Annotated in this window: 22 protein-coding genes and 1 other RNA gene; 12 read left to right on the top strand and 11 right to left on the bottom strand. The window is 67.3% G+C overall.

Annotated features, from left to right (window positions below; translation table 11 throughout):
- Both JO236_RS22180 and JO236_RS22185 read left to right on the top strand, forming a co-directional pair.
- Window positions 1-485: zinc ribbon domain-containing protein (locus tag JO236_RS22180; protein WP_293335703.1), on the top strand; the 485-nt coding region annotated here is incomplete at its 5' end.
- Window positions 482-1,606, top strand: coding sequence for a bifunctional RNase H/acid phosphatase (locus JO236_RS22185; protein ID WP_293335706.1), 1,125 nt, complete (start codon window positions 482-484; stop codon window positions 1,604-1,606). The genes JO236_RS22180 and JO236_RS22185, both read left to right, overlap by 4 nt.
- 104 nt (window positions 1,607-1,710) lie before the next feature.
- On the opposite strand, the gene JO236_RS22190 is transcribed toward JO236_RS22185, so the two are convergent.
- On the bottom strand, window positions 1,711-1,905 hold the full coding sequence (locus JO236_RS22190) for a ferredoxin (protein WP_293335709.1): 195 nt from the start codon (window positions 1,903-1,905) through the stop codon (window positions 1,711-1,713).
- Window positions 1,902-3,080, bottom strand: coding sequence for a cytochrome P450 (locus tag JO236_RS22195; protein WP_293335712.1), 1,179 nt, complete (start codon window positions 3,078-3,080; stop codon window positions 1,902-1,904). The genes JO236_RS22190 and JO236_RS22195 overlap by 4 nt, the downstream gene beginning before the upstream one ends.
- Window positions 3,081-3,218: 138 nt before the next feature.
- Here JO236_RS22195 and rnpB point away from each other — a divergent pair.
- Window positions 3,219-3,627, top strand: an RNA gene (gene rnpB, locus JO236_RS22200) — RNase P RNA component class A.
- Between the two features lie 3 nt (window positions 3,628-3,630).
- Here the strand turns inward: rnpB and JO236_RS22205 are convergent.
- Window positions 3,631-5,244, bottom strand: coding sequence for a CYTH and CHAD domain-containing protein (locus JO236_RS22205; RefSeq protein ID WP_293335715.1), 1,614 nt, complete (start codon window positions 5,242-5,244; stop codon window positions 3,631-3,633).
- 154 nt (window positions 5,245-5,398) lie between these two features.
- Complete coding sequence (gene panB / locus JO236_RS22210) at window positions 5,399-6,235, bottom strand: 3-methyl-2-oxobutanoate hydroxymethyltransferase (protein ID WP_293335791.1); 837 nt, start codon at window positions 6,233-6,235, stop codon at window positions 5,399-5,401.
- Between the two features lie 208 nt (window positions 6,236-6,443).
- On the opposite strand from panB, the gene JO236_RS22215 reads away from it, so the two are divergent.
- From JO236_RS22215 to JO236_RS22250, 8 genes are all read left to right on the top strand, one after another.
- Entirely contained in the window at window positions 6,444-8,000 is a 1,557-nt protein-coding gene (locus JO236_RS22215) for an alpha/beta hydrolase (RefSeq protein ID WP_293335718.1), read from the top strand.
- 105 nt (window positions 8,001-8,105) lie between these two features.
- Entirely contained in the window at window positions 8,106-9,692 is a 1,587-nt protein-coding gene (locus JO236_RS22220) for an alpha/beta hydrolase (RefSeq protein WP_293335721.1), read from the top strand.
- A gap of 71 nt (window positions 9,693-9,763) precedes the next feature.
- Complete coding sequence (gene glnA / locus JO236_RS22225) at window positions 9,764-11,104, top strand: type I glutamate--ammonia ligase (RefSeq protein WP_293335724.1); 1,341 nt, start codon at window positions 9,764-9,766, stop codon at window positions 11,102-11,104.
- 49 nt (window positions 11,105-11,153) lie between these two features.
- Window positions 11,154-14,138 (top strand): bifunctional [glutamine synthetase] adenylyltransferase/[glutamine synthetase]-adenylyl-L-tyrosine phosphorylase, encoded by a 2,985-nt coding sequence (locus JO236_RS22230; protein ID WP_293335727.1) that lies wholly within the window; start codon window positions 11,154-11,156, stop codon window positions 14,136-14,138.
- On the top strand, window positions 14,135-14,779 hold the full coding sequence (locus tag JO236_RS22235) for a PaaI family thioesterase (RefSeq protein ID WP_293335730.1): 645 nt from the start codon (window positions 14,135-14,137) through the stop codon (window positions 14,777-14,779). Before JO236_RS22230 ends, JO236_RS22235 begins: the two co-directional genes overlap by 4 nt.
- Window positions 14,776-15,636 (top strand): TIGR03619 family F420-dependent LLM class oxidoreductase, encoded by an 861-nt coding sequence (locus tag JO236_RS22240; protein ID WP_293335733.1) that lies wholly within the window; start codon window positions 14,776-14,778, stop codon window positions 15,634-15,636. Before JO236_RS22235 ends, JO236_RS22240 begins: the two co-directional genes overlap by 4 nt.
- Window positions 15,637-15,660: 24 nt before the next feature.
- Entirely contained in the window at window positions 15,661-15,882 is a 222-nt protein-coding gene (locus JO236_RS22245; RefSeq protein WP_293335736.1) for a hypothetical protein, read from the top strand.
- Between the two features lie 133 nt (window positions 15,883-16,015).
- A complete protein-coding gene (locus JO236_RS22250) occupies window positions 16,016-16,351 on the top strand; it encodes a DUF732 domain-containing protein (protein WP_293335739.1) in 336 nt (111 codons plus the stop codon).
- Window positions 16,352-16,429: 78 nt separating this feature from the next.
- Here the strand turns inward: JO236_RS22250 and glnA (JO236_RS22255) are convergent, their stop codons facing one another.
- Window positions 16,430-17,866: a type I glutamate--ammonia ligase gene (glnA, locus tag JO236_RS22255; protein ID WP_293335742.1), complete on the bottom strand. Its 1,437-nt coding sequence runs from the start codon at window positions 17,864-17,866 to the stop codon at window positions 16,430-16,432.
- A 213-nt stretch (window positions 17,867-18,079) separates the two neighbouring features.
- On the opposite strand from glnA (JO236_RS22255), the gene JO236_RS22260 reads away from it, so the two are divergent.
- On the top strand, window positions 18,080-18,502 hold the full coding sequence (locus tag JO236_RS22260) for an RDD family protein (protein ID WP_293335745.1): 423 nt from the start codon (window positions 18,080-18,082) through the stop codon (window positions 18,500-18,502).
- Between the two features lie 92 nt (window positions 18,503-18,594).
- Here the strand turns inward: JO236_RS22260 and JO236_RS22265 are convergent, their stop codons facing one another.
- Genes JO236_RS22265 through sucB form a run of 6 tightly spaced genes read right to left on the bottom strand, consistent with a single transcriptional unit; the run spans window position 18,595 to window position 24,717 of the window.
- Window positions 18,595-19,347: a DUF4191 domain-containing protein gene (locus tag JO236_RS22265; RefSeq protein ID WP_293335748.1), complete on the bottom strand. Its 753-nt coding sequence runs from the start codon at window positions 19,345-19,347 to the stop codon at window positions 18,595-18,597.
- 19 nt (window positions 19,348-19,366) lie between these two features.
- Complete coding sequence (lipA, locus tag JO236_RS22270; RefSeq protein ID WP_293335751.1) at window positions 19,367-20,287, bottom strand: lipoyl synthase; 921 nt, start codon at window positions 20,285-20,287, stop codon at window positions 19,367-19,369.
- Between the two features lie 10 nt (window positions 20,288-20,297).
- Window positions 20,298-20,984 (bottom strand): lipoyl(octanoyl) transferase LipB, encoded by a 687-nt coding sequence (gene lipB, locus JO236_RS22275; protein WP_293335754.1) that lies wholly within the window; start codon window positions 20,982-20,984, stop codon window positions 20,298-20,300.
- A 46-nt stretch (window positions 20,985-21,030) separates the two neighbouring features.
- Window positions 21,031-21,930 carry an NAD(P)H-binding protein gene (locus tag JO236_RS22280; protein WP_293335756.1) on the bottom strand — a complete coding sequence of 300 codons (900 nt, stop codon included), beginning with the start codon at window positions 21,928-21,930 and terminating at the stop codon, window positions 21,031-21,033.
- Between the two features lie 2 nt (window positions 21,931-21,932).
- Window positions 21,933-22,844: a TIGR01777 family oxidoreductase gene (locus JO236_RS22285; protein WP_293335758.1), complete on the bottom strand. Its 912-nt coding sequence runs from the start codon at window positions 22,842-22,844 to the stop codon at window positions 21,933-21,935.
- A gap of 25 nt (window positions 22,845-22,869) precedes the next feature.
- Window positions 22,870-24,717, bottom strand: coding sequence for a 2-oxoglutarate dehydrogenase, E2 component, dihydrolipoamide succinyltransferase (gene sucB / locus JO236_RS22290; protein ID WP_293335761.1), 1,848 nt, complete (start codon window positions 24,715-24,717; stop codon window positions 22,870-22,872).
- Between the last annotated feature and the right edge of the window lie 29 nt (window positions 24,718-24,746).

Consider the following 24,746-nt stretch of genomic DNA (forward strand, 5'->3'; position numbering starts at 1 on the left):
TACTCGCGTCAGGAGCCACCGACGTCAAGCAGTTGTCTGACCTACAGCACGAATTGGAGACTCTGCAGCGCCGGCAGACCAGCCTGGAGGATTCCCTGCTGGAGGTGATGGAACGTCGCGAGGAGCTCCAGGCGCAGCAGGCCGTCGAGTCAAGAACGATCGAGGCGCTGCAAGCCGATCTGGCCAGCGCCCAGCAGGCGCTCGACGCCGCGCTCGCCGAGATCGATGAAGCCCGCGACCAACATTCGTCGCGGCGCGATGTGCTGACCGCGACGTTAGACCCCGACCTGTCGGCGATCTATGAACGACAACGCGCCAAGGGAGGGCCCGGCGCAGGGCCGTTGCAGGGGCATCGGTGTGGCGCCTGCCGTATTGAGATTGGGCGCGGCGAGCTCGCCCGCATTTCCACGGCCGCCGACGACGACGTCGTGCGATGCCCGGAATGCGGTGCAATCCTGTTGCGGGTCAAGGGCTTCGAGCAGTGAAGGTCATCATCGAAGCCGACGGCGGATCGCGAGGTAACCCCGGGCCGGCCGGATACGGGGCGGTGGTGTGGACCGCCGATCACGAGACCGTGCTGGCGGAGTCCAAGCAATTCATCGGGCGGGCGACCAACAATGTCGCCGAATACCGTGGCCTGATAGCCGGTCTGGACGACGCGGTGAAACTGGGCGCCACAGAGGCCAGCGTCGTAATGGATTCCAAGCTGGTGGTGGAGCAGATGGGTGGCCGGTGGAAGGTCAAGCACCCCGATCTGGTGGAGCTGCACGCCCAGGCCCGGACGCTGGTCGCGCAGTTCGAGCGGGTGAGCTACACCTGGGTGCCGCGGGCACGGAACGCGCACGCCGACCGATTGGCCAACGACGCGATGGACGCTGCGGCGCGCGCCACCGGCGGTGGTGACAAGCCCGCCCAGCCCGCCGAGCCCGTGGCCGAACCGGCGAATAGCGTTGTGCAGGAACCGTCGACGGCACCCGGCTGGACAGGTGCGCGCGGCACTCTGACCCGGATGCTGCTGCTGCGCCACGGGCAGACCGAGTTGTCGGTGCAACGCCGCTATTCGGGTCGGGGCAACCCGGCGCTGAACGAAGTGGGGCGCCAGCAGGCGCGTGCCGCGGCACGGTATCTGGCGAAGCGCGGCGGAATCGCCGCGGTGATCTCCTCGCCGCTGGAACGGGCCTACCAAACGGCCGCCACCGCGGCCAAGGCGCTGCGTTTGGACGTGACCGTCGAAAACGACCTGATCGAGACCGACTTCGGCGCCTGGGAAGGGCTGACATTCGCCGAGGCCGCGGAACGCGATCCCGAGTTGCATCGACGCTGGCTGCGCGACACCAGCACCCCGCCGCCCCGGGGCGAAAGCTTCGACGACGCGCTCCAACGGGTGCTGCGGGCGCGGGAACGAATCGTCACCGAACGCGAGGGCGAGACGGTGTTGGTGGTTTCGCATGTCACGCCGATCAAGATGCTGCTGCGCCTGGCGCTGGAAGCCGGGCCCGGCATCCTGTACCGGTTGCATCTCGACCTCGCGTCGTTGAGCATCGCCGAGTTCTATTCCGATGGAGCGTCGTCGGTGCGGCTGGTCAATCAGACCAGTTATCTGTGAGGCGAACGACCGCTTACGTCCTCAGGCCAAGCAGCGGGGGCGGATCATGGCGGCCCACATGGCATCCCGGTCGCCGGAGTCGACGCGTTTGTGCCAACGGTCCATCAGCGCGACAGCGTGATCGCCTGCTCCGGGCAGCTCTGCTCACCGATGACGGCCTGCGCCTCGAGCGCGGCGGTGACGTCGTCGACGAGTACGACGCAGTGCCCGACGTCGTCAGCGTCGAAGACCTCGGGTGCCAAGGTGTAGCAGCGCCCGTGCCCGGTGCAGAGGTCGGCGTCTACGGCCACGCGGGTCACGTGGCCACCGGGAAGACCAGCGGCAAAGCCTCGACCGACCGCAACGCGGCGGTGTAGGTCAGCTGGGTGCCGGGCTTGATCTCGTAATCTGGTATGCGCGTGTGGAATTCACGCAACGCGACCCGCAGCTCCATGCGGGCCAGATGGGAGCCGAGGCAGCGGTGCGGGCCCCCGCCGAACGCGCGGTGCCGATTCGGGCTGCGAGTGAAGTCCACCAGCTCCGGGTCGGGGAACTCGGCCGGGTCGGTGTTGGCCGCTCCGAGCAACGGGCTGACCCGTTCGCCCTTGCTGATCGGGCAGCCTCCCACCTCGACGTCCTGCATGGCGACCCGCGCCACGCCCGGTACCGGCGTCTCCCAGCGCAACAATTCCTCGATCGCGTGCGGCAGAATTTCTGGCTGCTCGATCAGCTGATGACGATGGTCGGGGTGTCGCGCCAGGTACACGAAGAAACAGTCCAGCGAGTCGGTGACGGTGTCCAGGCCCGCGATCAAGAACAGGAAGCAGATGTCGAGCAGCTCCTCGCGCGACAGGGGCCGACTCTCACTGTCTACCTTCGCCGCGATCATTGCCGACAACACGTCGTCGCGGGGGCTGGCTATGTGGTCGTCGATGGCGCGGTCGAAATAGTCGTAGATCTCTTGCGCGACGGACGCCGAGGCGTCGTGGCGCTTGTCGTAACCAGTGGCGCCCTCCGGGCGGATCACGCCGTCCTTCCATTCCAGGAATTTGTCGAGGTCTTCCAGCGGAAGGCCCAACAGCTGCAGGAAGACGGTGCACGGCAGGGGCACCGCGAACTCTTCGTGAAAGTCGCATTCGCCGCGATCGGCGAAGCGGTCGATCATCTCGTTCACCAGCTCGGCGACGCGGGGTTCACGCCTGGCCATCTCCCGCGGGGTGAACAGCGGATCCAGGATGCGGCGGTATTTCGCGTGCTCAGGCGGGTCGACCTGCAAGGGAATGAGCGGCCGGATGTTGCCGAGGTCGACCGCGTCCATGTTGGACGAGAACAGCTCGGTGTGCTTGAGTGCCATCTCGATATCGGTGAGCCGGCTCAACACCACCGTCTGCGGCGCTCGGAACACCGGAGTCGACTCACGCAATGCTTTGTACATCGGTTGCGGTTCGGCGAGGCCCATCACCGCCTGATCGACGAAGGAATCGGCGTCTGTCATCTGGCCAGATTGACACCAAGGTGCTCAATTGGGCAATGGTGAAGGTGGCCGAGCAGACGCAAAAGCACCCAAACGGGGGCGTTATCGGGTGCTTTTGCGTCTGCTCGCCGAAATAACGGGTACCGTGTTCGTCGCGGACGAGTTGGCTGGGCGACCGCGGCTCGCGCCCATGCGGCGACGCGTCGAGGAAAGTCCGGACTTCACAGAGCAGGGTGATTGCTAACGGCAATCCGAGGCGACTCGCGGGAAAGTGCCACAGAAAACAGACCGCCACCCTCGCGGTGGTAAGGGTGAAACGGTGCGGTAAGAGCGCACCAGCATCCCGGGTGACCGGGGTGGCTAGGCAAACCCCACCCGAAGCAAGGTCAAGAAGGCCGCACCGGAGGTGCGGCCGCGCAGGCGTTCGAGGGCTGCTCGCCCGAGCCTGCGGGTAGGCCGCTCGAGGCACCCGGCAACGGTGTGTCCAGATGGATGGTCGCCGCCGCGCCGCCGTTGCTTACGTCACGGCGGCGGGGAACAGAATCCGGCTTACAGGCCAACTCGCCCGCCCTCAGCGGGTTTTGCGCACTGCTTTGTCGAGTTTGCGCAGGGCGGCGGCGACCTGCTGGCGGCAACTTTCGGCCAGGTCGGCCTCCCGTTGGAAGAGCACGCCGTAGGTGAAGGTGTCCTCGCCCGCGGCATGTGCGGCTTCGGTCTGTTGAATCAGATGCTCGCGGCTGACGACGCTGTCCTGGTGGTCACCGAGCAGCACCTGGATGGCCTTGGCCCGCTCCGCGACCTCCTTGGCCCCGGTTGCTGACGCGGTGTAGCGGAGTCGCTTGGCGCGCTTACGGATCCGGTGCAGCGCCTCGTCGTGATCCGGCACGTCCGGCTGAGCCTCTTCTTCAGTCTGTTCGGTCTCCGCTGAGGCTGTGCGTTCCCCGCTGCCTTCCCCAGTGCCTTCTGTGCCTTCTGCTTCGGCCGCCTTTGCCGCCTTAGCCGCCTTGCGTACCTTCTTGTAGGCCGTATCGATGGTCACCTGCGTCTGCTCGTCATGTTCTGTCGCGACGGGAATTTCGGCCACCATCGCGTCGAGGGCGTCGAGCAGGCGGAAGTATCGCTGCGACCGCATCGCGACCATCGACCGCCGCCAGCCGCTCTGATAGCGGCGGTGGGCGCCGGCGACCAGACGTTCACGCACCGGCCCGCGCACCAACTCCGGCGCTAACAGGTCCAACCGGCGTTGGTAGCGCTCGGCCAGCACCTCGGCGTCGCGCGCCACGCCCAAGATGCCTGCGAGCTCACGCAGTTCGTCGAGCACCCACGCGCTTTCGGCTGCCCCGAACGAATCCTGCGAGTCGCGCAGCAGGCTGCGGATCTTGCGGGTGGTGACCCGCATCTGGTGCACTGCGTCGTCGGCGTTGGCGCGCACCGCACGATCCCACACCAGGAGTTCGTCGACCTGCTCGGCCACCGCGCGGTGTACCGGATCGGCCGGTGCCTGGGCGCCGTTGGGCCGCAACGTCGTACCGAGGACCCGGGCCAGCTTGGAGCCGTGCCCGGCGGGGGCCGCGCCGGCGTCGAACAGCCGGTTGCTCAGCCGGTCCAGCAGCTCGTTATCGGCAGTCCCGTTGGTCGCGACGAGCTCCAGTTCCCATTCGCGCCATTGTTGTTCGGCGAGGCTGGAGTCCGGCTCCTCGGAGACATCCGCCCCGGCGCCCGACCACGCCGTGACATGGTCATTGCAGAACTCCGCCAGTGCGCCGCCCTGGACGCCGTACAGCAGGTGGACTTCACGCTTGGTGCTGATGCGCGCGACAGGCCCGACCGGGCGATCGCGAACAATGGCCAGCACCACATCGAGCAGCTCGCGGGGAACGGCGCTGGTCGCCGGTGACGCGTTCAAAGGCATCCGGATCTCGGTGCGCGCGTCGTAGCCGGCGGGCAACTTCAGGTGCCAACCGGCGTCGGTCCCGCCGGTGCGGCGACGCAAGGTGATCTTGTTGCGTGCCAGGTCTTGGTTCGGTGTATCGAAGTAAGTCGCGTCCAGGGTTTGGGTCGGCGACTTCTCCACCCGAGCCACCGCGGCGATGCCTTCGAACGACGGCGACACCGTGGACTCGACCACATCGAACTTGCGCTCGACCTCGAGGTGTCGCGACGTCTTTGGCGCTTGTGCAGGCATTCTCTCTCCGAGGAGCGCGTCGCTCCGATTGTGGGCTGGTCATGGATGGCCACGGTTAGGCCTCCATAGCGTGCCATATCAAGGTGACGCTGTTCGGAGCAAAGCTCGCCGCGAACGGGCGTGGCGGCAGCCGGCCGCCGTCGCATGCGGTGGTTTAGAAGCAGTGCTCCTCGGCGGGAAACACTCCGCTGGCCACTTCTTCCGCGTATTGCGTTGCAGCGCAGCGTAATTCGGAACCGATGTCGGCGAATCGCTTGACAAAACGCGCGGTCTTGGCGCCGCTCATCCCGGCCATGTCCTGCCAGACCAACACCTGCCCGTCGCAGTTGGGGCCGGCGCCGATACCGATCGTCGGGATGGTCAGTTTGCCGGTGATCTGGGTGGCGAGTTCGGCCGGCACCATCTCCATTACGACGGCAAACGCGCCGGCTTCGGCGACGGCGATCGCGTCGGCGATGGTCTGTTCGGCGGCGTCACCGCGGCCCTGCACCTTGAAGCCGCCGAGGGTGTTGACGCTTTGCGGCGTGAAGCCTATGTGCGCCATTACCGGGATGCCCGCCGCGCTCAGGCAGGCGATCTGGTCGGCGACCCGCTCGCCGCCCTCGAGCTTGACGGCATGCGCGCCGCCTTCCTTCATGAACCGGGTGGCGGCGGCCAGCGCGGCGGATGGCCCGGCCTCGTAACTGCCGAACGGCAGGTCCGCGACGACCAGCGCGTGCGGCGCCCCCCGGACGACGCCGCGCACCAGTGGGATCAGCTCGTCGATCGAGACCGGCACGGTGGTTTCGTAGCCATAGACGACATTGGCCGCCGAGTCACCGACCAGCAGCACCGGGATACCGGCGTCGTCGAACACCCGCGCGGTCGAATAGTCGTACGCCGTGAGCATGGCCCACTTGTGGCCTTCGGCCTTCCACTTCTGCAGGTGGTGGGTGCGGATTTTAGGCTTGGGCACTGACGAGCCGGCCCCATACACGTGCTGCTCAGACATCTGCTCAGACATCATTGTCCCTAATGGTTTGGTCGGGTCGATCCTCGTGGCCATACAGGTCCCCGGGTTCGTCTGACCCTGACATTCTGCCATTTCTCCGGCGCAGATGCATCCGCCGGGCGCTGTGACACACGCCATCCTGCTGGTAGCCGCGCGCCATGCGGCCGTCGACCGACAGGGTGGTGCCTCTCTGGCAGCATAGGTTGCCATGTGTCTGTCTCGCCGCGACAAGATCGCGCGCATGCTGCGGATCTGCACCGCGATCGCGACTGTGGCGTTGGTTCTCACCGGCTGTGTACGTGTCGTAGCCGGGCGCGCCGTGATGACCGAGCCGCGGGTGGGCCAGCCCGTGAAGTGGTCGGAGTGTCGCCCCCTCGGCGGCGGCGCGAAGATCCCCAACGGCGCGCAGTGCGGCAGGATTGCCGTACCGATCGACTACAACAGTCCGGACGGAAACGTGGCGGCGCTGGCGATGATTCGCTTTCCGGCGACGGGAGACAAAATCGGCTCGCTCGTCATCAACCCGGGCGGCCCCGGCGAATCCGGCATCGAGGCCGCCCTGAGTCTGGTTCAGACGCTGCCGAAGCGCGTCCGCGAACGCTTTGACCTGGTCGGCTTCGACCCCCGTGGCGTCGCGTCTTCACGGCCGGCGATCTGGTGTAACTCCGACGCCGACAACGACCGGCTGCGCACCGAACCCGGTGTCGACTACAGCCCGGCGGGTGTGGCGCACATGGAGGACGAGACCAAGCAGTTCGTCGAACGTTGTCTGCACAAGATGGGCAAGACCTTCCTGGAAAACGTCGGCACGGTCAACGTGGCCAAGGACCTCGATGCCATCCGCGCGGCCCTGGGCGAGGACAAACTGACCTACTTGGGTTATTCGTACGGCACCCGGATCGGCTCCGCCTACGCCGAGGCCTACCCGAAGAACGTGCGGGCCATGATTCTCGACGGCGCCGTCGATCCCAATGCCGATCCGATCGAGGCGGATCTGCGCCAGGCCAAGGGTTTTCAGGATGCGTTCAACGACTACGCCACCGACTGCGCGAAGAGTCCGAGCTGCCCGCTGGGCACCGACCCGTCCAAAGCCGTCGAGGTCTACCACAGCCTGGTCGATCCGCTGGTCGACCCGAACAATCTTCAGGTCGGCCGGCCGGTGCCCACTACCGACAAGCGTGGGCTGAGCTACGCCGACGCGATCGTGGGCACCATCATGGCGCTGTACTCGCCGAACCTGTGGCGCCACCTGACCGACGGGCTGACGGAGCTGACCGACCACCGCGGGGACACGCTGCTCGCCCTGGCCGACATGTACATGCGGCGCGACTCGAAGGGTCACTACACCAATGCGACCGACGCGCGGGTGGCTATCAATTGTGTTGACCAGCCGCCGATTACGGACCGGGCCAAGGTCATCGACGAGGACCGCCGCTCACGGGAGGTCGCGCCCTTCATGAGCTATGGACAGTTCACCGGCGACGCGCCGTTGGGTACCTGCGCGTTCTGGCCGGTACCGCCGACCAGCACGCCGCATACCGTGTCGGCGCCCGGTTTGGCGCCGATGATCGTGGTGTCGACCACCCATGATCCGGCCACGCCGTACCAGGCCGGGGTCGATCTGGCCGGCCAGCTCAAGGGCTCGCTGCTCACCTTCGACGGGACCCAGCACACGGTGGTCTTCCAGGGCAACAGCTGCATTGACGACTACGTGACCGATTACCTGATCAACGGCACGACGCCGCCCAGCGGTGCAAAGTGCTGACCGGGGCCGGCGGCGCCGGGATTGCGGTCGCGGCACCGTCCGGCCACCGATGAGAGACCAAGGCGTGACCTTTTCGCGCTGTCACGGGTATTCGATAGTGCGACGATGACAGCCATGCCGCGCCCCAGCCCGCTGAGTTCGGCGCTGCTTTCTTTTGCGCTGCTGCTTGCCGGCCAGCAGTTGGCCTTCCCAACGGCCCTCCCAATGGCCCTCCCCACTGCCGGAGCCACCCCCGAGCCCGGCGCCGATCAGACCGTGAGCCCGGGGCCGCCGCCGGCAGCCGCGCCGCAGGCAAACTGGGGAAGCTGCGCCCAGTGGCTCGAGGACACCAGCGACGTCCCCACCGCAAAGTGCGCGACGGTGTCCGTCCCGGTCGACTACAACAATCCTGCTGGGGCACAAGCCAAGTTGGCGGTCATCCGCATCCCGGCGACCGGTCAGCGGATCGGCTCGCTGCTGATCAATCCGGGTGGTCCGGGGGCGTCCGCGGTCGACATGGTCGCCGCGATGGCTTCCGAACTGGCAAACACAGATCTCGGGCGCCGCTTCGACCTGGTGGGCTTTGATCCGAGGGGAGTCGGCTACTCGACTCCGCCGCTGCGGTGTCGCAGCGACGCCGAGTTCGACGCCTACCGGCGTGACCCGATGGTCGACTACAGCCCGAGCGGCGTGGCGCACATTGAACAGGTCAACAAGCAGCTGGCGCAGCAATGCGTCGACAAGATGGGTACCGGCTTCCTGGCCAACGTCGGCACGGCGTCCGTGGTGCGCGACATGGACCTGGTGCGTCAGGCGCTGGGCGACGATCAGCTCAACTACCTCGGCTACAGCTACGGCACCGAGATCGGCACCGCGTACCTCGAACGGTTCGGCGACCACGTGCGCGCGATGGTGCTCGACGGCGCGATCGACCCGACCCAAGGTCCGATCGAGGAGAACATCAACCAAATGGCCGGATTCCAAACGGCTTTCAACGACTACGCCGCCGACTGCGCCCGTTCGGCGGCCTGCCCGCTGGGCACCGACCCCAACCAGTGGGTCAACCGCTACCACGCGCTGGTCGACCCGCTGGTGGCCAAGCCGGGGAAGACGTCGGATCCGCGCGGACTGAGCTATGCGGATGCGACCACCGGCACCATCAACGCGCTCTACACCCCCCAGCACTGGAAGTACCTCACCAGCGGGCTGCTCGGGCTGCAGCGCGGCACCGACGCGGGCGACCTGTTGATGCTCGCCGACGACTACGAGGGCCGCGACAAGAACGGTCACTACAGCAACGACCAGGATGCGTTCAACGCGATTCGATGTGTTGACGCGCCCACGCCGACGGACACGGCGTCATGGGTGTCCGCCGACCAACGGATCCGCCAGGCCGCACCGTTCCTCAGCTACGGACAATTCACCGGCAACGCCCCCCGCGATCTGTGTGCGCTGTGGCCGGTGCCGGCGACGTCGACGCCGCACACGCCCCCGCCGGCCGCGGCGGGCAAGGTCGTGGTGGTCTCCACCACCCACGACCCGGCGACTCCGTATCAGGCCGGGGTGGACCTGGCCCGGGAGCTGGGCGGTTCGCTGATCACCCACGACGGAACCCAGCACACGGCGGTGTTCAACGGCGACAACTGTGTGGACGACGCGGTGGTGCGCTACTTCGTCGACTTGACGTTGCCCCAGGCTTTGCTGCGGTGTTAGTCGGAACCCGCAACGCTTCCGGCCGGGCATTGGTAACGCAGATTTAACAGCTATTGCATACTGTTCGAATCATGGATCGACAGAAGGAATTCGTCCTCCGCACGCTGGAAGAGCGGGACATTCGCTTTGTGCGGCTCTGGTTCACCGACGTGCTCGGTTTCCTCAAGTCGGTCGCCATCGCGCCAGCCGAACTCGAGGGCGCATTCGAGGAAGGCATCGGCTTCGACGGATCCTCGATCGAGGGCTTCGCGCGGGTCTCCGAGTCCGACACCGTGGCGCACCCAGACCCGTCGACGTTTCAGGTGCTGCCCTGGGCCACCGACTCGGGTCACCACCATTCCGCGCGGATGTTCTGCGACATCACGATGCCGGACGGTTCGCCGTCGTGGGCCGACCCGCGGCACGTGCTGCGGCGTCAGCTGCAGAAGGCCAACGACCTTGGCTTTTCCTGCTATGTGCACCCCGAAATCGAGTTCTTTCTGCTGAAGCCCGGCGAGGAGGACGGGTCGGTGCCGGTTCCGGTCGACAACGCCGGCTACTTCGACCAGGCGGTACACGACTCCGCGTCCAACTTCCGCCGCAACGCCATCGAATCCTTGGAGTTCATGGGCATCTCGGTGGAGTTCAGCCATCACGAGGGCGCGCCCGGTCAGCAGGAGATCGACCTGCGATTCGCCGACGCGCTGTCGATGGCCGATAACGTGATGACCTTCCGCTACGTGATCAAGGAAGTGGCACTCGAGAACGGCGCGCGGGCCTCGTTCATGCCTAAGCCGTTCGGTCAGCACCCCGGCTCGGCGATGCACACCCACATGAGCCTGTTCGAGGGCGACGTGAACGCCTTCCACAGCGTCGATGATCCGCTGCAGTTGTCAGACATCGGCAAGTCGTTCATTGCGGGGATCCTGGAGCACGCCTCGGAGATCAGTGCGGTTACCAATCAGTGGGTCAACTCTTACAAGCGGCTGGTGCAGGGCGGCGAGGCGCCGACCGCCGCGTCCTGGGGCGCGGCCAACCGGTCCGCCCTGGTGCGGGTGCCGATGTACACCCCGCACAAGACGTCGTCGCGGCGTATCGAGGTGCGCAGCCCCGACTCCGCGTGCAATCCGTACCTGACGTTCGCGGTGTTGCTGGCCGCCGGATTGCGCGGTGTGGAGAAGGGCTACGTGCTGGGCCCGCAGGCCGAGGACAACGTCTGGGACCTGACGCCCGAGGAACGCCGCACCATGGGCTACCGCGAGTTGCCGAGCAGTCTGGACAGCGCGCTGCGCGCCATGGAAGCCTCCGAACTCGTCGCGGAAGCCTTGGGGGAGCACGTTTTTGACTTCTTCCTGCGCAACAAGCGCACCGAGTGGGCCAACTACCGCAGCCATGTCACGCCCTACGAGCTGAGCACGTACCTGTCGCTGTAGATTCCCCGGCCAGCTGCAAGCGGTCGGGCGGTCCTGTTGCGCTACCGTCGTGGTCGTGACCGTTCCCGCGACGCAGCGACCCAGGGTGCCCAGCGCCGGTCGGCTCGGGTTGGTCGATCCGCCGGCAGGCGACCGGCTCGCACAGTTGGGCTGGACCGGTAGTGATGACCGGGCTTTTGTCGACCGGCTGTGGGCGCTGTCGCGCGCACCCGACCCCGATGCCGCACTGCGCGCGTTGGTTCGGCTGTCGGAAAATCCCGACACCCGGTGGGACGAGCTGGACGCCGCCCTGCTCACCGACCGCGCCTTGCGCGGGCGGTTGTTCTCCTTGCTGGGCTCCTCGCTGGCCTTTGGCGATCACCTGGCCGCCCGCCCGCAGTCGTGGAAACTGTTGCGCGGCAGCTCTAGATCGTCCACCCCCGACCAGTTGCGGGAGGCGTTCGACAAGTGCGTCGACGAATCGTTGGATGCGCCGGCTGCGGCCGTCCCCCGATTGCGTGCCCTCTACCGCGACCAGCTGATGGTGCTGGCCGCGCTCGATCTGGCGGCCACCGTCGAGGACGAACCCGTGCTGCCGTACAAGGTGGTGGTCACCCAGCTGGCGGATCTGGCCGACGCAGCGATGGGGGCCGCGTTGCGGGTGGCCGAAGCGACCGTGTGCGGTGACCGTACGCCGCCGCGGCTCGCGGTCATCGCGATGGGCAAATGTGGTGCCCGCGAACTGAATTACGTCAGTGACGTCGATGTCATCTTCGTCGTCGAGCGCGCCGACGGACTCAGCGCCCGCGTGGCCAGCGAAATGATGCGGGTGGCCTCGTCGGCGTTCTTCGAGGTCGATGCCGGGCTGCGACCGGAGGGGCGCAGCGGCGAGCTGGTCCGCACGGTCGAGTCGCACGTCGCCTACTACCAGCGGTGGGCGAAGACCTGGGAGTTCCAGGCGTTGCTGAAGGCCCGCGCGGCCGTCGGCGATGCGGAACTCGCCGAGCGCTATCTGACCGCGCTTCGCCCGATGGTGTGGACGGCCTGCGAACGGTCGGACTTCGTGGTCGAGGTGCAGGCCATGCGGCGCAGGGTGGAGCACTTGGTGCCGGCCGATATCCGCGGCCGTGAGATCAAGCTCGGCAGTGGCGGATTGCGGGACGTCGAGTTCGCGGTGCAGCTGCTGCAGCTGGTGCATGGCCGCGGCGACGAGTCGCTGCACGTGGCCTCCACGGTCGACGCGCTGGCGGCCTTGGGTGAGGGCGGCTACGTGGGCCGCGAGGACGCGGCCAACCTGACCGCGTCCTACGAATTCTTGCGGCTGCTCGAGCACCGCCTGCAGCTGCAGCGGCTCAAGCGCACCCATCTGCTGCCCGACCCCGACGACGAGGAGGCGGTGCGCTGGCTGGCGCGCGCGGCGCATATCCGGCCCGACGGCCGACGCGATTCGGCGGGCGTGCTGCGCGAGGAGCTCAAGCATCAGAACGTTCGGGTGTCGAAATTGCACGCCAAGCTCTTCTATCAGCCGCTGCTGGAATCGATCGGCCCGGCCGGACTCGAAATCGCGGGGGGCATGACCCCGGAGGCGGCCGAGCGTCAGCTCGCCGCGCTGGGCTACGAGGGTCCGCAGACCGCGTTGAAGCACATGTCGGCCCTGGTGAACCAAAGCGGCCGGCGTGGACGGGTGCAGTCGGTGCTGTTGCCCAGGTTGCTGGACTGGATGTCGGACACCCCGGACCCCGATGCGGGGTTGTTGTGGTACCGGAAGCTCAGTGAGGCGCTGGCCGCGCAGAGCTGGTACCTATCGACGCTCCGCGACAAGCCCGCGGTGGCCAAGCGGCTGATGCATGTGCTGGGCACCTCGGCGTATGTGGCGGACCTGCTGATGCGTTCGCCCGACGTCGTTCAGCGGTACGGCGACGGACCGTCGGGCCCCAAGCTGCTCGAAGTCGAACCCGCCGCGGTGGCCCGTGCCCTGATCGCGGTGGCGGCGCGGCACCCCGACCCCGCGCGCGCCGTCGCCACCACGCTCAACGTGCGCCGGGCGGAGCTGGCCCGGATCGCGTCGGCCGATCTGCTTGGCATGCTCGACGTCTGGGACGTGTGCAAGGCGCTCACCTCGGTGCGCGTGGCGGTGCTGCAGGCCGCGCTGGACGCGGTGATCCGGGCCAACGTCCGCGCGGACGGCAGCGTGCCGGCCACCTTATCGGTGATCGGGATGGGCCGGCTGGGTGGCCGGGAGCTGAGCTACGCGTCCGACGCTGACGTCATGTTCGTGTGTGAGCCCGCCAACGGCGCCGACGACGCGCACGCCGTGCGCTGGTCAATCCTGGTCGCAGAGCAGGTCCGCAAGCTGCTCGGCACGCCCAGCGTCGACCCGGCGATCGAGATCGACACCAACCTGCGGCCCGAAGGCCGCAACGGTCCGCTGGTCCGCACCCTGGCCTCCTACGAGGCGTACTACGCGCAGTGGGCGCAGCCGTGGGAGATCCAGGCGCTGTTGCGGGCCAGCTGGGTGGCGGGTGACCCGGCGTTGGGGGAGCGCTTCCTGCACATGGTGGACACGACGCGCTATCCCCAGGGTGGGGTATCGGCGGAGGCGGTCCTGGAAATCCGGCGCATCAAGGCGCGCGTTGACGCCGAGCGGCTGCCGCGCGGCGCCGACCCCAAGACCCACACCAAGTTGGGCCGCGGGGGACTGGCCGACATCGAATGGACCGTGCAGTTGCTGCAGCTGCGACACGCGCATGAGATCCCGGCCCTGCACAACACCTCGACGCTGGAAAGCCTGGACGTCATCGCCGCGGAGAAGCTGATCGACGACGAGGACGCGGACCTGCTCCGCCAAGCCTGGTTGACCGTGACCGGGGCCCGCAACGCGCTGACGCTGGTCCGCGGCAAACCCACCGACCAGTTACCGGGGCCCGGACGCCAGCTCAACGCGGTCGCGGTTGCAGCGGGCTGGGCCAGCGTCGACGGAGGCGAATTCTTGGACAACTATCTGCGGGTGACTCGCCGGGCAAAAGGGGTCGTGCTCAAGGTGTTTGGGAGTTGAGTCAGCACACGGCAGGCTTCGGCGCCACTTTCGAGGTACTCAGCGCGGACGAACTCGATCGAGTGAAGACCCGCTACGCGCCCTTGACGGAGGCGGTTCGGGCGCTGATCGAGGCCACCATCTGGACCCAGGCCGACGACGACGTCGTCGAAGGCGCTCGGACCGCGATCGAGGCGCTGACCCAGTCGCTGCGGCAGAAGACCCGTCCGGCCGGCATGAGCTACGTCGTCGACGGTCATCCATTACCGCTGGGAAACGCCGCGATCGGTCTGTGCAATCCGATCGCCCCGCCGATGGTCGTTCACCACGAGGCCGACGGGCGGTGCTGGAGCGACTTTATCCTCGGCTCGGCCTACGAGGGCCCGCCGCGCCTGGTGCACGGGGGTGTCAGCGCCCTGGTGCTCGACCACATCCTCGGTGAGGCGGCCAGCCAGGGCATGACCAAGCCGCGCTTCACCGGAACCCTGACCGTGAAGTACCTGCGCGGCACGCCCCTGGGCCCGCTGCGCGCCGAGGCGTCCATCGACCGGACTGAAGGCGTCAAAACCTTTGCACGAGGCCATATTTCGGATGCTACGGGGATCACGGTGGAGGCGCACGGTGTGTTCATTCAGCCGGCGTGGGCGCGGGAAGCCGAATGAAGTTCTACATCAGCAGCGCCTTTTTGGACACCGCGGAGATCATCGAGATCGCCAGGGCCGCCGACGAACTCGGCTACGACGGCCTCGGGATCCCCGACCACGTCGTCAACCTGGAGACGCTGGCCACGCCGTACCCGTACACCAAAGACGGTCAGCGACGGTGGCAGCCGTTCACCGACTGGCCCGACCCGTGGGTTCTCGTCGGCGCGCTGGCGCAGGTCACCACGCGGCTACGGTTCGTCACCACCGTCTACGTCCCGGGGATGCGCAATCCCTATCACGCGGCGAAAGCCATTGGCACCGCATCGGTCCTGGCCTCCGGCCGGGTGGAACTCGGCATCGGTGTCGGCTGGTGTGCAGAGGAGTTCGACCTGATGGGCGAACAGTTCGCCGCTCGCGGCAAACGCACCGACGAGATGCTGCAGTTGATGCGCACGCTGTGGGAACCGGGCTGGTCGCAATTCGACGGCGAGTTCTACCGCGCGCCGCGGCTGGAGATGCAGCCCACGCCACCGCACATACCTGTGTACGTGGGTGGCCTCAGTGACGTCGCGCTGCGCCGCGCCGCCCGCCACGACGGCTGGATCGGCGACCTGATCAAGACCGACCGCGCCATCGAGGCCGTCGGGCGGCTGCGGGAGCTGCGTCGTGAAAACGGTTTGGCACTGGACGATTTCACCGTCTTGACGCCGCTCACCGACGCCTTCACCGTCGCCGACTACCGACGCGCGGAGGAAGCCGGCATCACCGGCATCATCACCATGCCGTGGATGTTCTACGCCGGGGCCAACGCCAGCGTGGCCGACAAGATCGACGGCATGCGGCGCTTCCGCAAGGACCTGGCGCTCGACGCGTAGCGGCTGACCCGCCATACTCCACGCATGGCTTTTACGGTGGTCTTCGCAAACGGGGAAGCGCGGGATTACGGTGCATCCGACAGCTTCGAGATCACCGATGCGGGCGTGCTGATGATCCATATGAAGCGCGACGACGTCGACCTGCACATTGTGGCGCCGGGGGCCTGGCTCGAGGTCGTCCAGATGGCGGAGGGGCAGTCCGTCAAGATGACGCGCGTGATCGTCGGGCACAGGCCTCGCACCTGAGCAGGCCGCCGCGCAGCGCGTCCGGGGCCACCTGAGAATTCGCCAAGGATTTATCAAGAAACCATAAAGGGCCGGTGTCGATTCTGGTGTCAACGCAAAAAGCGTCCGTCACACAGATCACCGGGAGAGTCCAATGTTCACACGTCGTTTCACCGCTTCCTTCACCGGAACCGCCCTGGCCGCCGGTGCGCTCGGCCTGGCCGCGCTCGGCCTCGCCGGCACCGCCGGCGCAACCTCGACCGACAACGCGTTCCTCGCTCAGATTCAGGCGGACGGGATCACGCCGCCGAGCGCCGCGAGCGCCATCGGCGAGGCGCACGGAGTCTGCACGGCCCTCGACCAGGGCGCCTCGCCCCAGGCCGTCTACAGCGCGGTGGCCCAGACCACGGGTCTGAGCGCCAAGGCCTCCAAGACCTTCGCCGTCGACGCCGCGTCGGCCTACTGCCCGCAGTACGTCACGTCGAGCTAGCGGAAAACAAACAGTGCGGGGCCCCGCAGGGGTCCCCGCACTGTTGTGTCCGGACGTCTTTAGACGTCTTAGACGTCGTTAAACGTCGTAGTACAGCGCGAACTCGTAGGGGTGCGGCCGGATCTGGACCGGCAGAATCTCGTTCTCGCGCTTGAAGGTGATCCACGTGTCGATCAGGTCGGGCGTGAAAACGCCGCCCTCCGTGAGGTATTCGTGGTCGTCTTCCAGCCGGTCGATCACCGCGGACAGCTGGGTGGGAGCCTGCGGGATGTTGGCGGCCTCTTCGGGCGGCAGTTCGTAGAGGTCCTTGTCGACCGGCGCCTGCGGCTCGATCTTGTTCTTGATGCCGTCCAGGCCGGCCATCAACATGGCCGCGAACGCCAGGTACGGGTTGCCCGAGGAGTCGGGGCAGCGGAACTCCAGCCGCTTGGCCTTAGGATTGCTGCCGGTGATCGGGATCCGCACGCACGCCGAGCGGTTGCGCTGGCTGTAGACCAGGTTGATCGGGGCCTCATAGCCGGGAACCAGGCGCTTGTAGGAGTTGACCGTGGGGTTGGTGAACGCCAGCAGCGAGGGCGCGTGGTGCAGCAGGCCACCGATGTAGTGGCGGGCGGTGTCCGACAGGCCGGCGTAGCCGGTCTCGTCGTACATCAGCGGGCTGCCGTCCTTCCACAGCGACTGGTGGGTGTGCATGCCGGAGCCGTTGTCCCCGAATAGCGGCTTGGGCATGAATGTGACCGTCTTGCCGTGGGCCCACGCGGTGTTCTTGACGATGTACTTGTACAGCATCATGTCGTCGGCGGCGTGCAGCAGCGTGTTGAACTTGTAGTTGATCTCGGCCTGCCCGCCGGTGCCCACCTCGTGGTGGCCCTTCTCCAGGCTGAAGCCGGCGTTGATCAGGTTGGTCAGCATCTTGTCCCGCAGGTCCACGTAGTGGTCGACCGGGGCGACCGGGAAGTAACCGCCCTTGGGGCGGACCTTGTAACCGCGGTTGGCGCTGCCGTCGGCCTCGTTCGGCGAGCCGGTGTTCCACCAACCCGAGATCGCGTCGACTTCGTAGAACGAGCCGTTGGTGCGCGAGTCGAAAGCCACCGAGTCGAAGATGTAGAACTCGGCCTCGGCGCCGAAGTAGGCGGTGTCGGCGATGCCCGTGCTGATCAGGTAGTTCTCGGCCTTGCGCGCGACGTTGCGGGGGTCGCGGGAGTAGGGCTCGAGAGTGAACGGGTCGTGCACGAAGAAGTTCAGGTTCAGCGTCTTGGCTTCGCGGAACTGGTCGATTTTCGCGGTGTCGGAATCGGGCAGCAGCAGCATGTCGGACTCGTGGATCGACTGGAACCCGCGGATCGAGGAGCCGTCAAACGCCAGGCCGTCCTCGAAGACGCTCTCGTCGAAGAACGAAATCGGAATCGTGAAATGCTGCATGACGCCGGGCAGGTCGCAGAACCGGACGTCGACAAACTCGACGCTCTCGTCCTTGGCGAGTTTGAATACGTCGTCGGGCGACTTTTCCGTCACAGGAACTCCTTTACTTGTGATTCGCGGCCGACGCTAGGGAGCTGTTATTGCCCGCCAGTCAACCCCGTGTTGCGCAGAGGTTACGCGACCACGAGCCCGCAAAAGAGGTTGGGTTGTACCTGCGCCCTATTGTGAAGCCATGGCCCGCAAGATCGTATCTGGTCCGCAATCGGCGCGTGCGGGGAAGTGGAGTCGGGCCGGCGGACGCCGTCCATGACGGGCAGATCACCCCACGGTTACCCGGGCGAGACACTCGGTTTTCCGCAGACCGGGCCCGCTTCGCTGGCCCCGATGGGCCGCCGGATCGGCGCGTTGCTTATCGATTGGCTGATCGCCGCCGGGCTGGCGCTGCTGGCCCAGGCGTTCGGCGGAGTCTCCGAGGCGTTCCTGGCGACGACCGAGTCGCTCATTTGGCTCGTGCTCGGCGCAGTGTCGGTGCGGCTGTTCGGTTTCACACCAGGTCAATTGGCGCTGGGCTTGGCGGTGGTCGCGGTCGACGGCCGCCGGACGGTGGGAATCGGCCGGCTGGTGGCGCGGGGCCTGCTGATCTTCCTGGTGGTGCCGCCGCTGTTCACCGACGCGGACGGGCGCGGCCTGCAGGACCAGCTGACCGGCACCGCAGTGGTGCGCCGCTGAGCGCTGTCGCAACCCCGCGAGCGTGCGCGTCTGTACAGCGACACGCCGTGGCGGCCGGCATTCTGGGCACGCTCGGCGATAGAAGGGCGGTGCTATTTGCGGCGGACGGTGCGCTGCACGCCGCGCATCTTGGCATTGCTGGGCAGCGGTCCCTTCGGCAGCACGCTAGTCCCGGCCCGCGAGCCCAACGCGGCTAGCCGCGACTCCAGCGTGTCCATCTGCTTGACACTGATGTTGGCCGGCAGACGGGTGAGGTGGCGCTCCAATTTGGCCAGCGGAACCTCGCCCTCAGCGTTGCCGACGACGACGTCGTAGATCGGGATGTCGCCGACCAGCCGTGCGGTGCGCTTCTTCTCCTGGGCCAGCAGCGGTTTGACCCGATTCGGTGATCCCTCGGCGACGAAGATGACGCCCGGCCGGCCGATCACCCGGTGCACGGCGTCGAAATGGCCGGTGGCGGCCACACCGGCGGTCACCCGCCACTTGCCGCGCAGGTTGTCCAGTACCCACGCCGCCGCGCCGGTTTGGCCCTCGGCCTGGCGATAGACGCTGCGCTGGGCGCGGCGACCGAAGATGATGAACGCCACCAGCCCACCGAGCAGCACGCCGAGCGGAATCATGGTGAATCGGGTCAGGCCGCCGGCCCAGAGCGCCACCCCGACCGAGATGCCGACGATTAACACGAACGCGCCGATCATGTACGGCAACAGTCGCTTGTCCTGCTTGCGCTGCATGTTGAACGCCTGCCACAGCTGGGCGCGGCGCTCTTTGGCCGCGGCCTTGGCGGTGGCCTTCGCCTGCGCCTTGGCGGCCTTGTTCTGAGCGGCGGTTCGGGGTTTAGCCATGGTCATCAAGAATACGCAGTCACCGGGTGAGGCGAGCCTGCTGATACAGCCGGCCGGCCCGGTACGACGACCGCACCAGCGGTCCGGCCAATACGCCCGCGAAGCCCAGCCGTTCGGCGTGCTGGGCGAATCCGTCGAACTCCTCGGGTGTCACCCAGCGCTCCACCGGGTGGTGCCGCGGTGACGGGCGAAGATATTGGGTGATGGTGACGATGTCACAGCCGGCGTCGCGCAGGTCGGCCAGCGCGACGCGCACCTCGTCAGGCGTCTCGCCCATGCCCAGGATGAGGTTGCTCTTGGTGACCAGCCCGCAGTCGCGCGCCGACGTCAGCACGCCCAGGCTGCGTTCGTAGGTGAATGCGGGCCTGATCCGCTTGAAGATGCGCGGCACGGTTTCGACGTTGTGCGCCAACACTTCTGGGCGCGCGTCGAATACTTCCGCGAGGCGCTCGGGCCGGCCGTTGAAGTCGGGGATCAGCAGTTCGACACCCGTGGAGGGGTTGAGGTTCTTGATGGCGCGCACCGTCTCGGCGTACAGCCAGGCGCCGCCGTCGGGCAGGTCGTCGCGCGCGACACCGGTGACGGTGGCATAGCGCAGCCCCATGGTCTGCACGCTCTGGGCGACCCGCCGAGGCTCGTCACGGTCCAGCGCGGCGGGCTTCCCGGTGTCGATCTGGCAGAAGTCGCAGCGGCGGTTGCACTGGTCGCCGCCGATCAGGAAGGTGGCTTCGCGGTCCTCCCAGCATTCGAAGATGTTCGGACAGCCGGCCTCCTCGCAGACCGTGTGCAGACCTTCGCGCCGGACCAGGCTCTTGAGTTCTGTGTACTCCGGTCCCATCCGGACCCGCGCCTTGATCCACGGCGGCTTGCGTTCGATGGGGGTTTGCGCGTTGCGCACCTCGAGGCGCAGCAGTCTGCGGCCTTCCGGAGCGACAGTCACGCGGACCAGTTTAAGCCGACACCACGCGGGCGGCGGGGTGCTCACCCACCGGCAGCACGCCGTCCAGGGCGTCGCAGACGGCCTCGGCGACGGCCGGGCGGACCTCGTCGACCGCGACCGCGCGACCGAGTTCGGCCGACAGCGACGTCACCCCGGCATCGTTGATACCGCACGGCACGATCGTGGTGTAGGCCGCCAAATCGCAGTCGCAGTTCAGCGCGAACCCGTGCAGCGTGGTCGCCCGCGACACCCGCACGCCGATGGCGGCGATCTTGCGCGCGGGCCGCCCGGGCACCCACACCCCGGACCGGCCGTCCACCCGGCCCGCATCCAGGCCCAGGTCGGCGCACACCTTGATCAACGATTCCTCTAGGCGCCGAACGTAATTGACTACATCGAGCGGTTCGGCCAGTCCGATGATCGGGTAGCCGACCAACTGTCCCGGCCCATGCCAGGTGATCTTGCCGCCGCGGTCGGTTTCTATCACGGGGGTGCCATCGACCGGACGTTCGTGCGGCTGGGTGCGGCGTCCCGCGGTGTAGACGGCCGGGTGCTCGAGCAGCAACAGCGTGTCCGGGCCGCCGGCGACCCGGGCGTCGGCCAGGTCGCGCTGCAGCTGCCAGGCGGCGCGATAGTCGATGCTGCCGAGCTGGTGCACCTCGACGGCGGCCGAGCTGGTCCGGATGGAACCCTTCACGCTGGCTACCGTACCCGGGCCCCGGAGCGCGGTGCAGTGCTGAGACCTAGGAGAACAGCTGCGGGTTTGCCGCGACGTACTCCCCGACGCTCAATGCCTGCCGGCCCGTTATCCGCTCGACGTCATCGGTGGACCGATCGTAGCGACCCTCGCCGTGCAGTCTGGCCATGGTTGCGAGGTGTTGTTCCACATGCGGGGGCAGCCCGAGCGGCTTGAGCACCTCCCCGACCCAGGCGTGCAGCGCGATGTCGGCGCCGGCAATCGGCCGGTGCAGTCCGCGCGCATATTCGGCGGCCAATCCGTCGATGTCGAGACTCGTCGGGCCGGTCAACTCGTACACGGCGCCGATGCGGTCCGCCGGATCCAGCAGGACCGCGCAGACCACGCGGGCGACGTCGCTGGCGGCGATCGGTGAGGTCCGGCCGGATGCGAACGGCAGCACCAAAGCGTTTCGTTCCCGCAACGCCGGCACCGCCAGCCTGGTGAGGATCGGATTGTCCAGAAACACCGTCGGCCTGATATGTACGACCGGCACTCCCGACCAGTTCATGACGCGCTCGGCGAGCCAGTGCAGGCGATGCTGACGAGACTCTTCGGTGCTCGTCAGTGTCATCTGCGAAACCGTCATCTGCGACATGTTCACCAGCACCTCTAGGCGGCCCGACTCCAACGCCGCGGCGCATACCACCGCCGTCGCCTTCAAGTAGTCGGGGGACACGCTCATGGAAAAGAACATCCGGTCGACGCCGGCCATCGCGTCGACGACGTCCTGCGGCTCGGTCAGGTCGCCGACCATCACCTCGGCCTCGAGTTCGCGCAGCGAGTCGGCCCGCTCGTCGTCGTGGTGCACCAAGGCGCGCACTGGTTCACCGCGGCCCCGCAACTCCTCGACTACCTGCCGACTGACGCCTCCGGTTCCGCCCGCCGCGCCGGTGATCAAATACATGATCAGCCCTGATCGCGCCGGGCGGTGGCGTAGCCGAGGGCCTCGCCAATGGTGTTGTGGTGGAACTGGAAACCCGTCTGCTCCAGGGCGCTGGGGATGGCGCGCTGACCGATCAGCAGCCCTTCGTCGGCGAACTCGCCCAGCACGGTCCGGAGGGCGAACCCGGGCAGCGTCAACGGGGTCGGGCGATTGACGGCGCGGCCGAACGCGGTGGTGAACTCCGCGTTGGTGACCGGAGCCGGTCCGGTCAGGTTGACCGGGCCGGACAGGTCGGGATGCGCGATGGCGAACAGCAGCGCGCGGATCTCGTCCTCGAGGCTGATCCACGACATGTACTGGCGGCCGCTGCCCAGCCGAGCACCGAGGCCGCACGTGAACAGCGGCCGCATTCTGCGCAACATGCCACCCCCCGGGGCCAGCACCAGGCCGGTGCGGGCCAACACGACACGCGTGCCGGCGTAGTGGGCCGGCAACGTGGCCGCCTCCCAGTCCACGCACAGCTGAGCCAGGAAACCCGTTCCCGCCCCATCGTTTTCGTCGACCACGCGGTCCCTGGTGTCTCCGTAGTAGCCCACCGCGCTGGCGTTGATCAGCGTCTCGACGCCGGCGTCGGCCACCGCGGCGGCCAACACCTCGGTAGGCGTGATGCGACTGTCGCGCAGGCTCTGTTGAAAGGCGCCCGACCAGCGACGCTGGCCGACATTGACACCGCATAGGTTGACCACCGCATCGACTTCCGCGAGCGCATCGACGTCGAACTCACCGCTTTCCGGATTCCAGTGCAGCTCTTCGGAATTCGACGGCGCGCGGCGCACGATGCGAAGCACCGGGTGATCCGCGGCGCGCAGCGCCGCTGTCAAAGCCGAGCCGATCAGGCCGGATGAACCCGCGATCGCGATAACGGCGTTGGCCACGTTCCCAAGTCCTTTTCAGACCCTTCTACAGCCCCAGATCGGCCTCGAACGCTCCCTCTTCGAGCCGGTGCTTGATGGTGGTGAGGAAACGTCCGGCGTCGGCGCCGTCGACTAGTCGATGGTCGTAGGTCAGCGGGAAGTAGGAGATCGAGCGGACCCCGATCGACTCGTTGCCGCTCTCGTCGACCACCACCCGCGGCCGTTTGACGATCGCCCCGGTGCCCAGCATGGCGGCCTGCGGGGGCACCAGGATCGGGGTGTCGAACAACGCGCCCTGGCTGCCGATGTTGGTGATGGTGAAGGTGCCGCCGGACAACTCGTCGGGCTTCAAATTGCCCGACCGGGCACGACCCGCGATGTCGGAAATCGCGCGGGCCAAACCGGCCAGGGACAGGTCGCCGGCGTTGTGGACGACGGGGGAGAGCAGGCCCTGTTCGGTGTCGACGGCGAAGCCGAGGTGCTCGGCGTCGTAGTAGGTGATCTCCTTGGTGTCCTCGTTGTAGCTGGCGTTGATGTTCGGGTGGATCTTGAGTGCGTCGATCACGGCGCGCGCGATGAACGGCAGGAAGGTCAGGTTCACGCCCTCGCGTTCGGCGAAGGCCGCCTTGGCCTTTGCCCGCAACGCCACGATCTTGGTCATGTCGACCTCGTGGGTTTGGGTGAGCTGCGCCGTGGCCTGCAGTGATTCCCGCGTCTTGTTGGCGGTGATCTGCCGGATCCGGCTGGCCTTCTGCGTGGTGCCGCGCAGGTGTGCCAGGGCGGGCGCCTTGGCGGCCGGTGCCTGCGGTGCGGACGGCGCCGGAGCCGCCGGAGCCTGCTTGGCCTCCTGCTTCTTCTCGGCCGCGGCCAGGACGTCCTGCTTGCGGATGCGGCCGCCGACACCGGTCCCGGTCACCTCGGTGAGGTCGATGCTGTTCTCGCTGGCCAGTTTTCGCACCAGCGGCGTTACATACGGTGTGCCGTCGCTGGCGGCCGGCGCCGACTCGGACTGGGCGGCCTGCGCCGACTCGGACTGGGCGGCCTGCGCCGGTTCCGGCTCGGGTTCCGGTTTGGGTTCGGGCTCAGGTTTGGGTTCGGGCTTCGGCTCGGGTTCTGCCTTGGGCTCGGGCTTGGCTTCTGCCTTGGCTTCTGGCTTGGACTCGGGCTTGGGTTCTGGCTTGGGTTCTGGCTTGGGCTCAGGTTTTGCGTCGGGCTTGGCCTGGGCACCGGAACCTATCTTCGCCAACTCGCCGCCGACCGGGACGGTGTCGTCCTCTTCGGCGGTGATGCTGACCAGCACGCCCGCCACCGGCGAGGGGATCTCGGTGTCCACCTTGTCCGTGGACACCTCCACCAGGGCATCGTCCACCTGTACGGAATCTCCGACTTTCTTCAGCCAGCGAGTCACGGTGCCCTCGGCCACCGACTCGCCGAGCTCGGGCATCAGGACCGGCGTCGCGTCGCCATCGGCGGCCGGCGCCGAATCGGGTTGTTCGCTCGCCGCGGGTTCACGTTCTGGTTCCGGTTCGGGCTGGGCCTCGGGTTCGGGCTGGGCCTCGGATTCGGGTTCGGCTTCGGGTTGGCTCTCCGAGTCGGGCTGGGCTTCGGGCTGAGAGTCGGGCTGGGCTTCGGACTGGGTCTGGCCGCCATCCTCTGCGGCGTCACCGATGACAGCCAGCTCACCGCCCACCTCGACGGTGTCGTCCTCCTGCGCGACGATCTTGGTCAGCACTCCGGCGGCCGGCGACGGGATTTCGGTATCGACCTTGTCGGTCGACACCTCGACAAGCGGCTCGTCGAGCTCGACCGTGTCGCCTTCTTGCTTGAGCCAGCGGGTGACCGTCCCCTCGGTGACGCTCTCACCAAGTGCCGGCATCTGGACTGAGAAGGCCATTTCGTTTGACTCCTCGACGGTCGTCGTTG

Source organism: Mycobacterium sp., from assembly GCF_019247635.1.
Taxonomy (GTDB): domain Bacteria; phylum Actinomycetota; class Actinomycetes; order Mycobacteriales; family Mycobacteriaceae; genus Mycobacterium.